Origin of the sequence: Pseudomonas sp. MPB03, assembly GCF_046605385.1 — a bacterium.
GTDB lineage: Bacteria > Pseudomonadota > Gammaproteobacteria > Pseudomonadales > Pseudomonadaceae > Aquipseudomonas > Aquipseudomonas zanjanensis.
On sequence record NZ_CP176770.1, the window covers coordinates 1969644 to 1981942 of the forward strand.

Here is a 12299-nt window from a genome sequence, read left to right on the forward strand (position 1 = left end):
CACCGCCGGTTTTTCGACTTCGGCACATCTGAGCGGTGCTCCCTGAATCCCCCAGGCCCTTTGTTTTCCAGGCCTGGGCCCGCCAGAAAAAAGTTGGTCTGCAAATTGCTTAAGGCTGTGCAACACAGCAGTGGGCGGCAAACGTCCGGCATGCAGAGGAACGACAGTGGACAAGTACCTTTATGTGGCAATGACCGGCGCCAGCCAGAACGCACTGGCGCAGCGGGCCCATGCCAACAACCTGGCGAACATCTCCACCAATGGTTTTCAGAAAGACCTGGAGCAGGCGCGCTCGATGCCGGTGTTCGGCGACAGCTTTCCGGCGCGGGCGTTTGCCCTCTCCGAGCGTCCTGCCACCGATTTCACCCCGGGTGCGCTGATCGAGACTGGTCGCGATCTGGATGTGGCGGTCAGCGGGCCGGGCTGGATGGCCGTGCAGAACCCCGATGGCGGTGAAAGCTACGTGCGCACCGGCAGCCTCAATGTCGACGCCCTGGGCGTGCTGCGGGCCGGCAATGGCATGCCGGTGATGGGCAATGGCGGTCCGATCGCCGTGCCACCCGAGCAGAAAATCGAAATCGGCCAGGACGGCACCATCAGCATCCGTGCCATGGGCGAAGGCCCTCGGGTGATGGCGGAAGTGGACCGCATCAAGCTGGTCAACCCGGACCTCAGGACCATGACCAAGGGCCTGGACGGTTCGATCCGGACCAAGGACGGCCAGCCGGCGCCCATCGACGGCAACGTGCAATTGGTTTCCGGGTTCCAAGAGGCGAGCAACGTCAATGCCGTGGATGAAATGACGTCGGTGCTGGCCCTGGCCAAGCAGTTCGAGCTCCACGTCAAGATGATGAACACCGCCAAAGAAGGCGATGAAGCCATGGCTCGGGTCTTGCAGATCTAACTATTAATTACAGCGTCGCGCCGAAAAACAGGCGTACGAGGAGAATCGAATGCTTCCGGCTCTTTGGGTTGCCAAAACAGGTCTGTCCGCCCAGGACACCAACCTTTCTACCATTTCCAACAACTTGGCGAACGTCTCGACCACGGGTTTCAAACGTGATCGCGCCGAGTTCCAGGACTTGCTCTACCAGGTAAAACGCCAGCCAGGCGCCCAATCGACCCAGGACAGCGAATTGCCGTCGGGCCTGCAAGTGGGTACCGGTGTGCGCATTGTCGGCACCCAGAAAAACTTCAACGCCGGCAGCCTGCAAACCACCGAGCAGCCGCTGGACATGGCCATCGACGGTCGCGGTTTCTTCCAGATCCTGCAGCCGGACGGCACCACGTCCTACACCCGTGACGGTACCTTCCACCTCGACTCCAACGGCCAGATCGTCAACGCCAGCGGTTTCGCCCTGGAACCGGCCATCGTCATCCCGAACGATGCCCAGACTTTCACCGTGGGCCGTGACGGCACCGTGTCCATCACCGTGGCAGGCAACCCGGCCGCCCAGGTCATCGGCAACCTGCAGACCGCCGACTTCATCAACCCGGCCGGCCTGCAAGCGGTGGGCAACAACCTGTTCCTGGAAACCGCTGCCAGCGGCGCCCCGCAAGTCGGCACCCCGGGCTTGAACGGCTTCGGTACCACGCTGCAGAACACCCTGGAAACCTCCAACGTGAGCACGGTCGAGGAGATGGTCAACATGATCACCACCCAGCGTGCCTACGAGATGAACTCCAAGGTGATCTCCACCGCCGACCAGATGCTCTCGTTCGTTACGCAGAATCTGTAACCGCGTCGTCCGTCATTACGTAGACAGGGCGGCCCCAGGGTCGCCTGCAACACCAAGAGGTAGGGTCATGAAACGCTTCGTATCTGTTCTGGCACTGAGTGGGATTACCGCACTCGCGGGCTGTGTTGCGCCAACGCCACGGCCCAATGACCCGTACTACGCTCCGGTGTTGCCGCGCACGCCGTTGCCGGCTGCCGCCAACAATGGCTCGATCTACCAGGCCGGCTTCGAGCAGAACCTGTATAGCGACCGCAAGGCCTTCCGGGTCGGTGACATCATCACCATCACCCTGAACGAGCGGACCCAGGCCAGCAAGAACGCCAACGCGCAGATCGACAAGACCAGCCAGACCAGCGTCGGCCTCACCTCGCTGTTCGGCTCCAGCCTGACCACCAACAACCCGATCGGTGGCGGCGACCTGAGTCTCAACGCCGGCTACGGTTCCGACCGTGCCACCAAGGGCGACAGCCAGTCCGGCCAGAGCAACAGCCTGACCGGCTCGATCACCGTGACCGTCGCCGATGTGTTGCCCAACGGCATCATCGCCGTGCGCGGCGAGAAGTGGCTGACCCTCAACACGGGTGATGAGCTGGTGCGCATCGCCGGCATGGTTCGCGCCGATGATATTTCCACCGACAACACTGTCCCATCGACCCGCGTGGCCGATGCGCGCATCACCTATTCGGGCACTGGTGCCTTTGCCGATGCGAGTCAGCCAGGTTGGTTCGACCGTTTCTTCCTCAGCCCGAAGTTCCCTTTCTAGGTGGCCCAGTTGAATCTTAAACAGCTGTTGATCGGTGCCCTGGTGATGTCGGCAGCCTTCACCGCTCAAGCCGAGCGTCTGAAGGACATCGCCAGCATTTCCGGCGTGCGTTCCAACCAGTTGATCGGCTACGGCCTGGTCGTGGGCCTGAACGGCACCGGTGACCAGACCACCCAGACCCCGTTCACCCTGCAGACGTTCAACAACATGCTGTCGCAGTTCGGCATCAAGGTGCCGGCCGGCTCCGGCAACGTGCAGTTGAAGAACGTCGCGGCGGTGTCGATCAGTGCCGATCTGCCGGCGTTCGCCAAGCCCGGCCAGCAGGTGGACATCACCGTTTCGTCGATCGGTAACTCCAAGAGCCTGCGTGGCGGCACCTTGTTGCTGACGCCGCTCAAGGGGATCGACGGTAACGTCTACGCCATCGCCCAGGGCAACCTGGTGGTGGGCGGTTTCGATGCCGAGGGTCGCGACGGTTCGAAGATCACCGTCAACGTTCCGTCGGCCGGTCGCATCCCGGGTGGTGCGTCGGTGGAGCGTGCGGTGCCGAGCGGTTTCAACCAGGGCAACAGCCTGACACTGAACCTCAACCGTTCCGATTTCACCACGGCCAAGCGCATCGTCGACAAGATCAACGACATGCTCGGCCCAGGCGTGGCCCAGGCCATCGACGGCGGTTCGATCCGCGTCACCGCGCCACTGGATCCGAGCCAGCGCGTCGACTACCTGTCGATCCTGGAAAACCTCGAAGTCGATCCGGGCCAGGCGGTGGCGAAAGTCATCATCAACTCGCGCACCGGCACCATCGTGATCGGCCAGAACGTCAAGGTTTCCCCGGCCGCCGTGACCCACGGCAGCTTGACCGTGACCATCACCGAAGACCCGATCGTCAGCCAACCGGGGCCATTGTCCAACGGCCAGACCGCCGTGGTCCCGCGTTCGCGGGTCAATGCCGAACAGGAAGCCAAGCCGATGTTCAAGTTCGGCCCGGGCACGACCCTGGATGAAATCGTTCGGGCGGTGAACCAGGTCGGCGCGGCGCCGGGCGACTTGATGGCCATTCTTGAAGCCTTGAAGCAGGCCGGCGCGTTGCAAGCCGACCTGATCGTGATTTAAGGAAAGCGGTCATGGTGGATATGCGCAAAGGCGCCTTGATCAGCGGGGATTCGGGGTCCTACTCGGACCTGAATCGCCTGAACCAGCTCAAGGTCGGCGACAAGAACAGCGAAGGCAACCTGCGCAAAGTGGCGCAGGAATTCGAGTCGCTGTTCCTCGGCGAAATGCTCAAGTCCATGCGTTCGGCCACCGAGGCCCTGGGCAAGGACAATCCGATGAACACGCCGGAAGCCAAGCAATACCAGGAAATGTACGACCAGCAGTTGGCCGTTTCCATGTCCCGCGAAGGCGGTGGTATCGGCCTGGCCGATGTGCTGTTGCGCCAGATGTCGAAGAACAAGCCGTTGGTGTCCGGCGAGGCGGCGACATTGTCGGCTGCCAAGCAGCAAGAAGCGCAGGACAATGTCACCAAGGCACCAGTGCCGACGCCAGTGGCGGCCGGGACCCTGCCTACCGATGGGCCGTTGTCGCGTACCAGTGGCCAGCGTCCGTTGTGGGCTTCGCGGGCCGTAAATGCACCGCAAGGGGCCGAGGGCGTCCACCGTAACGACATGGAACTGCTCAACCAGCGGCGCCTGGCCCTGCCACCGAAACTGGCTGACCGCCTGCTCGCCGGGCTGGTACCTTCGGCAGCGGCCAATGCCGATGCCCCTGCGCAGAACCTGCTGCCGGATCGCGCCATCGCCGCGGTCAAGCCGGCCACCGGCGAACTGGCCAATGGCGACTGGCTGGCCGCGCTCAAGGCGTCCGAGCCCAAAGGCGACATGCAGGTCTATGGTCGCGCCGTGGCCCAGCCACCGCTGGCGCCAGCGCGCAAGGCCTTCCGCGATGCCGATGAATTCGTCAATGCCATGCTGCCGATGGCCAAGGAAGCCGCCGACCGCATCGGTGTCGACCCACGTTACCTGGTGGCCCAGGCCGCCTTGGAAACCGGTTGGGGCAAATCGGTCATGCGCCAGCCCGATGGCAGCAGCAGCCACAACCTGTTCGGCATCAAGGCCAGCGCCAATTGGAAGGGCGATTCGGCGCGGGCGATCACCAGCGAATTCCGCAATGGCGAGATGGTCAAGGAGACGGCCGAGTTCCGTTCCTACGCCTCGTACCGCGACAGTTTCCATGACTTGGTCAATCTGCTGCAAAGCAACAGCCGCTATCAAGAAGTGCTGAAGTCGGCCGATAAACCGGAACAGTTTGTACGCGAGTTGCAGAAGGCCGGTTACGCCACCGACCCGAACTACGCCAGCAAGATTTCGAACATAGCCCGGCAGATGACGAGTTACCAGAACTACGCATCGGCTGGTGCCACCACGACTTTATAAGGTCTGAACCATGAGTTTGCTCAATATCGGGATGTCGGGTCTGTCCGCAAGCCAGACCGCACTGGTGACCACGGGTAACAACATCGCCAACGTCGATACCGCCGGGTATTCGCGTCAGCAGACCGTGCAGACCACCAAGGCGTCGAACCAGTACGGCAACGTGTTCATCGGTTCCGGCACGACCCTGGCCGATGTGCGCCGGGTGTATAACTCGTATCTTGAAGCGCAACTGAAGACCACCACCTCGCTCAACAGCGATGCGGCGGCCTACCAAGGGCAGATCACGCCGCTTGACTCGCTGCTGTCGGACAGCGGCACCGGCCTCAACGGCGCGCTGACCAAGTTTTTCGCCTCGGTGCAGAACGTCAACGCCAAGCCGGGCGACGATGCGTCCCGCCAGTTGCTGCTCAGCGATGCCCAGGCCTTGAGCAACCGTTTCAACTCGGTTGCCAGCCAGCTGACCGCGCAGAACGACAACATCAACGGCAACCTGTCGAACATGGTCGACCAGATCAACAGCCTGGCCACCACCGTCGCCCAGCTGAACAAGAAAATCGCCGAAGTCTCCAATTCTGGTGGCGCGCCGAACGATTTGCTCGACGCACGCAGCGAAACCATTCGCCAACTGTCGACCTTCACCGGCACCCAGATCGTCGAGAACGGCAGCAGCCTGGACATCTACCTCGGTTCCGGCCAGCCGCTGGTGATGGGCAACATCACCAATAAACTCGAAGCGGTGCCGGACAAGAACGATCCGGGGCGCATTGGCATCCAGCTCAACAGCGGCTCCAGCGTCATGGACCTCACCCAGGTGATGACCGGTGGCGAGATCGGTGGCCTGATGCGCTACCGCAGCACCGTGCTCGACCCGGCCATGAACGAGCTGGGCCGCGTGGCACTGGTTGTCGCCGATCAGATGAACAGCATCCAGGCCTCGGGCATCGACAAGAACGGTGCGTTTGGTTCCAACCTGTTCAGCAGCATCAACAGCGCCGCGCAGATGAGCCAGCGCAGCGTCGCCTCGCTGGGCAACAGCGCAGGCTCCGGCAACTTCAACGTGTCCATCGAAGACACCGGCAAGCTGACCACCAACGACTACAAGATCACCTTCACCAGCGGCACCAACTACACCGTACAGCGCCTGCCTGATAACACCTCCCTGGGCGCATTCAGCACGACGACCACGCCAGCGCCGGTCGTCGATGGCTTCTCGCTGACCTTCGCCAATGGCACCGCGGCCGCCGGCGATTCGTTCAAGATCACCCCGACCCGCAACGCGGCGGACAGCATCAAGACCGAGATGACCGACTCCAAGCGGCTGGCGATTGCTGCCCCGCTGGGCGCCGCCATCACGCCGGGCGGCAGCGGTACGCTGACGATTCCGGCCAGCGGCCAGCCGACCATGACCACGAAGCTGGACATCTACGACGAAGCCACCACCAGCATCATCCAGAACGGCATCAAGAATTCCATGCCGGTCAAGGTGGTGTTCGGCGCGGCCTCGACTGATGGCACCAGCCAGGCCTACCGGCTGCTCGATGCCCAGGGCGGCTTGATCAGTAGCGGCACGATCAAGCCCGGCCAGAGCAACACCCTGAACTTGAGTGTTCCGCTCAAGGATGCCACCGGTGCCCCGATCCTGGATTCGTCCGTACCGCCGGTGCAGCGCACCGTCACGTTCGACATGTCCATCGCCGGAGCGCCGTCCGAAGGTTCAGGTATCAACATCAGCCTCAGCCAGCCCGGCAGCCTGGACAACCGTAACGGTACGATCCTGGCCGGCTTGCAGACCGCCAAGACCGTCGACACCGACTCCGCCAGCAAAGGCATTTCCCTGAACGATGCCTACGGCAAACTGGTGGAAGGGGTCGGTGCCAAGGCCGCCCAGGGCAAGCTCGACAGCGCTGCCACCGGTGCGATCCTGGACAATGCCAAGAATGCCCGCGACTCGTTGTCGGGTGTGGACCTGGATGAAGAAACCGGCAACCTGGTCAAGTTCCAGCAGTACTACACCGCGTCTTCGCAGATCATCAAGGCTGCGCAACAAATTTTCAGCACATTGATCAACAGCCTTTAAGGAGCCGTAGCCCATGCGTATTTCCACTTCCCAGTTTTACGAAAGCACGGCTGCGAACTACCAGAAGAACTTCGCCAAGGTGGTCAAGACCAGCGAGGAAGCCAGCAGCCTGGTGCGCGTGAACACCGCCGCCGATGATCCGGTGGGCGCTTCGCGCTTGCTGCAACTGGGCAACCAGGCTTCGATGCTGTCCCAGTACGAGGCCAACGTCACCACCATCAAGGCCACCCTGGGGACCACCGAAGCGGTCATGACCAGCATCGGCAACGTGCTGCAGCGCGCCAAGGAATTGGCCGTGAGTGCCGGCAACGCAGCCTACACCGACGCAGACCGTCAAGCGGTCGCCTCGGAATTGGGCTCGATCGAAGATCAACTGCTGAGCCTGATGAACACCAAGGATGAAAACGGCAAATACATCTTTGCCGGCTCCAAGGGCGATGTCGTACCGTTCACCCGCAACGATGACGGCACCTACAGCTACAACGGCGACCAGGTCACCCTGGACCTGCCGATTGGCGACACCATGTCGATGGCCACCAACAGCACTGGCTGGGAAGTGTTCCAGCAAGCGGTCAACACCAGTCGCACCCAAGTCACCATGACCGCGCCTGCGGTGGATGATGGTCGCGTAGTGCTGACCAACGGCCAAGTCTCGTCCAGCGTCAGTTACAACAGCCAGTTCCGCGGTGGCGAGCCGTACACGGTGGAATTCGTCAGCGGCACCCAGTTGAAAATCACCGACTCGGGCGGCAACGATGTGACTGCCGAAGCCAGCAAGGGCGGGACTATTGATCCCAACAGCCAGGCCGGCCAGACCGTGAGCTTTCGCGGCGTCGACTTGACCTTGAACGTCAACCTTCATGCGGGTGATGTTGCCGGCACGATCTTGCCCGGCCATACCTTCACCCTGGCCGCCAAACCTGATTCGTTCACACCGGCTCGCAGCCCTGGCAACACCACCGCGACCCAAATCACGGGCAGCGCAATTACCGATCCAGCGGCCTACCACGCCAGCTTCCCGACGAGCTCGGCAGTACTGAAGTTTACCAGTGCCACGGACTTCGACCTGTACGCCGCGCCACTGACCGCGGACAGCAAACCCGTCTCCAGCGGTACCCTTGCAGGCAACGTCGCCACCGCATCGGGTGTGAGTTTCACACTCAATGGCGCGCCGGCGGCCAACGATCAGTTCAGCATCGCGGTCAATACCCACGAGACGCAGAACATCCTGGACACCGTCAACCAGTTGCGCACTGCTTTGAATACGCCGGCCAATGGCGACAACATCGCCATCCAGAAACTGAATGCGTCACTGGCTTCGGCGATCGGTAACCTGGCCAGTGGTACCGACCACTTGACCAGTGCACTGAGTTCAGTCGGTGGTCGCGGCCAGTCGCTCGATACCCAAAGCGATACCAATCAAAGCTTTGTCCTGGCCAACTCGCAGACCCAGTCGGCGATACGTGACTCCGACCCGGCCGAAGTGATGACGCGCCTGACTTTGCAGCAGACTATGCTTCAAGCGTCGCAGTTGGCGTTCAGCAAGATCGCTCAATTGGGCCTGTTCAATAAAGTGTGATTCAGGGCCGGGACCGTGACGCTATAAGCGGTCCCTGACCCGTTCCTAATACGATTCAGGACGTCCTGCTCTCGCCCGAGTTGGCGCCCACCGGTTGAGAGCCATGCGTGTGAAATCAGCTCCTCTTGTCAGCATTGCCATCCCCGCGTACCGCCCACGCTTTTTCCGCCTCGCCTTGCTAAGCGCGCTCGAGCAGACCTACGAGAACCTGGAGATTGTCATCTGCGACGATTGCCGCACCGATGGCATCGAGCAGATTGTCCAGGAGCTTGGCGCGAACGCCAAGGTTGAGGTGCGTTACCTGCGCAACCCGACTCGGCTGGGGTTCCAGCAGAACCTGTTGCGCTGTCTGGAAGAGTCCCGGGGCGAGTTCATCAAGTTTCTGTGCGATGACGACCAGTTGCTGGCGTTCTGCGTCAGTCAACAGGCGGCCATCCTGCAGGAGCATGCGCACGTATCGCTGGTGATCAACAGGCATCATCTAATCGATGTCGATAACTATGCCTTGCCGGTCCGCCTTGAAAACACTGGCATCACGCAGTTCGATGCGTTGTTCAACGGTACCGACATGCTGGCGTATTTTGAAAAGAGCGCCCGTCAACTTCTCGGCGGTTTGAGTGGCGCGTTGATGCGCCGCGCCGATGTCGAGGCCTTGTTGCCGGCGCTGGCGCGGCCTGGCGAAGGCTTCGAGGCGGTCCTCGATTTTGCCTTGTTCATCTGCCTGTTGCGCCGGGGTCACCTGGTTCAACTGTTCGCCGAGGGAAGCGGCCAGCGCTTGCATCCGGATCGCCTGGCGCGTCAGGCCAAGATGCTCGAGGCGGCCACGGTGGAGATGACTTGGCTCAAGGAAATGCTCGCCCAGCGCAGTGGCGATCCGGCGCCCGCCAGCGGCTGGGTGCGTTACCAGCCACTGGGGCAGCCCAGGGAGCCTGGGGCGCCCGAATGGGAAGAACTCAACGCCTACGCGGTCATTGCGAATCGGCAGGGCATCATCAACTCGCAAGTCGGCACTGACATCGAGAGCTACGCAGACCTCTACCCGCAGTGGTTGGCCTGTCGCCGTTTCAGTCCATCGCGCAAGCAAGTCTTGTCCCGGCAGATCGCCCGCTGGGCTTATCGACCGAAGATCGTTCCCGTCATCATCGACGAGCAGGACGATCCTTATGCGTTGGACATTACCCTGCAGAGTATCGCTGCCCAAGCCTATGCCTGCGAATCGGTGCTGCTGTTGTCCAATGGTCGCCAGGCTGTGGACAATCACGTCCTGCGCCTTGGCCTGCAGGCGGACTGGGCGCAGCAGCTCAACGGGCTGTTGCCTCAACTGGACGGTGCCGACTGGTTCTACCTGCTGCGAGCCGGCGATCGCTTGACCGAGTCAGCGCTGCTGATCATGGCCGATCGGATTGTCAGCTCGCCGGCTGCTGCCTGCCTCTACAGCGATGAAGGTGCGCTGGTGGATGACAAGGCGGTGGAGCCGATCTTCAAGCCCGACTTCAATCTCGACCTGATGCGCGGTTATCCCTATGTCGGTCGGACACTGGCTTTCGAGCGTGCCCGATTCCTGGCCTCGGGTGGATTCGATCCGAGCCTGGGCGAGCTGGCACCCCATGACTTGATCTGGCGGCTGGTGGAAACGGATGGGCCGCAGGTCATTGGCCACATTCCGGAAGTCCAGGTCGAGTCGACGTTTTCGTTCGCCCAATGGCTGTCGTTGCCGAAAGTCATCGAGCGAAACGCCGAATTGATTGGCGCTCATCTACAGCGTATTGGCGTGCCGCACCAGCTGCACCCTGGGCCGCTGCTGGCGTTGATTCCGCGCATTGAATACCTGTTCGCCGAGCGCCCCCTGGTGTCGATCATCATCAGCGTCAAGGATGGCCTGGGCGCGCTGGAGCGTTGCGTCAACAGCCTGATCAGTACGACTGCGTATCCACACTACGAAATCATCATTGTCGATAACGCCAGTGAAGATGCCGAGTTGCAGCATTGGCTGCGGGCAATGGCCGAGCTGGGCAGTGAAAAGTTGCGCATATTCGCGCATTCCGAAAGTGCCAGCGAAGCGGTGATCCGCAACTTCGCCGCGCAACAGGCCCGCGGCGAATACCTGTTGTTGCTCAGCCCCAATTGCATCGTGCTTGAGGCCGCCTGGCTGGACGAACTGCTCAATCAGGGTCAACGTCCTGAGGTCGGCATCGTCGGCCCTCGTACACTCAACCTGCAAGGCCGAGTCATCGACTCCGGCGTGATCATGGGAATGGGTGGGTTGGCGGGCAGGGCTTTCGTCAACGAATCGGTGACATCGGGCGGCTACATGCAACGCTTGCAGACGGTGCAGAACTGGAGCGCCGTCGGTGATCACTGCCTGTTGATACGCAAGCAGGTTCTGAAGGAAGTGGGCGGGTTCGATCAGAGCATTACGATACAGCGGATCAACTCGCTGGAGCTCTGCCAGCAGGTCGGTAAAAACGGCTACCTGATCGTCACCACGCCTCACAGTGATGTCGTGCTGGCGTCCGCGTCCGGCGTGGAAACCAGTGCTGATCCTGCGTGGAAGCAGCGGCTGGAGCACGAACAAGAGGCATTCTATCAGCGCTGGTTGCCCAAGATCGCCAACGATCCTGCCTACAACCGTAACCTGAGCCTGACCGGGAAAAGCTTCAGTCTTGAGCCCGGACCCCGCACCGGCTGGAATCCGTTGATCACCCGCAACGTCCCTTCGATCCTCGGGATGGCGGTCAATACCTCGGCGGTGGGGCATTACCGGGTCAGCCAACCGTTGTTCGAACTGGAAGCGGCGGGTCGAGTCGTGGGGCGTGTGGCCTACGATACGCCCTCGATCATCGACATCGAGCGCCAGTCACCGGATGTGGTCATCCTTCAGGGTCGCTATAACGTGAGTAAGTTCAAGGACATCACTCAAGTCAAGACTTACTCCAACGCCATGCGCATCTATGAATTGGATGACTACATCTCCCGGGTCCCGGAAAAAAACGAACACCGCCGCAACATGCCGGACAACCTTGATGACATGTTGCGCCGAGGGATCGCCCTGTGTGATCGGGTCGTGGTGTCCACCCATCCGCTGGCGGACGTCTTGTCGAGCATGCACCACGATATCCGCGTGGTGCCGAACATGCTGGCTGCCAGCCTGTGGAACCAACTCAGAAGCCGGCGTGCAACCTCCAGCAAGCCGCGTATCGGTTGGGGGGGCGGCACCAGCCACCGTGGCGACCTGGAGCTTATTGTCGATGTCGTTCGGGAATTGGCCGACGAAGTCGAATGGGTTTTCTTCGGCATGTGTCCGGATTTGCTCAAGCCCTATATCCATGAGTTTCACCCAGGCGTGAGCCTGGCGGATTATCCGGCGAAGCTGGCCAGCCTGAATCTCGACCTGGCCTTGGCGCCGCTGGAATTTCATATATTCAACGACTGCAAAAGCAACCTTCGCCTGCTGGAATACGGTGCGTGCGGCTATCCGGTCATCTGTTCGGATACCGAGGCTTACCGGGGGCACCTGCCTTGTACCCGGGTCCTCACCAACAGCACCGAAGAATGGCTGGAGGCCATCCGCATGCACCTGGCGGATCCGATTGCCAGTTACCGGATGGGCGACGAATTACGTGAAGTGGTGCTGCGCGACTTTATCTTGCGCGGCGATAACCTGCAGTACTGGGCCAATGGTTGGCTACCGGATTGATGAGTTTCA

General features: G+C 61.3%; 8 protein-coding genes. All 8 read left to right on the forward strand.

Going from position 1 to position 12299, the window contains the following annotated elements; genetic code table 11:
• Positions 1-166 precede the first annotated feature (166 nt).
• The 8 genes from ACLH0I_RS08690 to ACLH0I_RS08725 all read left to right on the forward strand — a co-directional run bounded on the left by ACLH0I_RS08690 (position 167) and on the right by ACLH0I_RS08725 (position 12290).
• A complete protein-coding gene (locus tag ACLH0I_RS08690) occupies positions 167-904 on the forward strand; it encodes a flagellar basal body rod protein FlgF (RefSeq protein ID WP_186704642.1) in 738 nt (245 codons plus the stop codon).
• A gap of 49 nt (positions 905-953) precedes the next feature.
• Positions 954-1739, forward strand: coding sequence for a flagellar basal-body rod protein FlgG (gene flgG, locus ACLH0I_RS08695; protein WP_053120245.1), 786 nt, complete (start codon positions 954-956; stop codon positions 1737-1739).
• Between the two features lie 67 nt (positions 1740-1806).
• Entirely contained in the window at positions 1807-2502 is a 696-nt protein-coding gene (flgH, locus tag ACLH0I_RS08700; protein ID WP_411386808.1) for a flagellar basal body L-ring protein FlgH, read from the forward strand.
• A gap of 45 nt (positions 2503-2547) precedes the next feature.
• Complete coding sequence (locus ACLH0I_RS08705) at positions 2548-3618, forward strand: flagellar basal body P-ring protein FlgI (RefSeq protein WP_161798353.1); 1071 nt, start codon at positions 2548-2550, stop codon at positions 3616-3618.
• An 11-nt stretch (positions 3619-3629) separates the two neighbouring features.
• Complete coding sequence (gene flgJ / locus ACLH0I_RS08710) at positions 3630-4937, forward strand: flagellar assembly peptidoglycan hydrolase FlgJ (RefSeq protein WP_411386809.1); 1308 nt, start codon at positions 3630-3632, stop codon at positions 4935-4937.
• Positions 4938-4947: 10 nt separating this feature from the next.
• Entirely contained in the window at positions 4948-7014 is a 2067-nt protein-coding gene (gene flgK / locus ACLH0I_RS08715; protein WP_411386810.1) for a flagellar hook-associated protein FlgK, read from the forward strand.
• 13 nt (positions 7015-7027) lie between these two features.
• Entirely contained in the window at positions 7028-8593 is a 1566-nt protein-coding gene (locus tag ACLH0I_RS08720) for a flagellar hook-associated protein 3 (protein WP_411386811.1), read from the forward strand.
• Positions 8594-8702: 109 nt separating this feature from the next.
• Complete coding sequence (locus ACLH0I_RS08725) at positions 8703-12290, forward strand: glycosyltransferase (protein ID WP_411387477.1); 3588 nt, start codon at positions 8703-8705, stop codon at positions 12288-12290.
• The last annotated feature ends 9 nt before the right edge of the window (positions 12291-12299 follow it).

Excerpts from the sequence above, each read along its gene's own strand:
- flgG (WP_053120245.1), top strand. The coding sequence starts at position 954 with ATGCTTCCGGCTCTTTGGGTTGCCAAAACAGGTCTGTCCGCCCAGGAC.
- flgH (WP_411386808.1), top strand. The coding sequence starts at position 1,807 with ATGAAACGCTTCGTATCTGTTCTGGCACTGAGTGGGATTACCGCACTC.
- ACLH0I_RS08705 (WP_161798353.1), top strand. The coding sequence starts at position 2,548 with ATGTCGGCAGCCTTCACCGCTCAAGCCGAGCGTCTGAAGGACATCGCC.
- flgJ (WP_411386809.1), top strand. The coding sequence starts at position 3,630 with ATGGTGGATATGCGCAAAGGCGCCTTGATCAGCGGGGATTCGGGGTCC.
- flgK (WP_411386810.1), top strand. The coding sequence starts at position 4,948 with ATGAGTTTGCTCAATATCGGGATGTCGGGTCTGTCCGCAAGCCAGACC.
- ACLH0I_RS08720 (WP_411386811.1), top strand. The coding sequence starts at position 7,028 with ATGCGTATTTCCACTTCCCAGTTTTACGAAAGCACGGCTGCGAACTAC.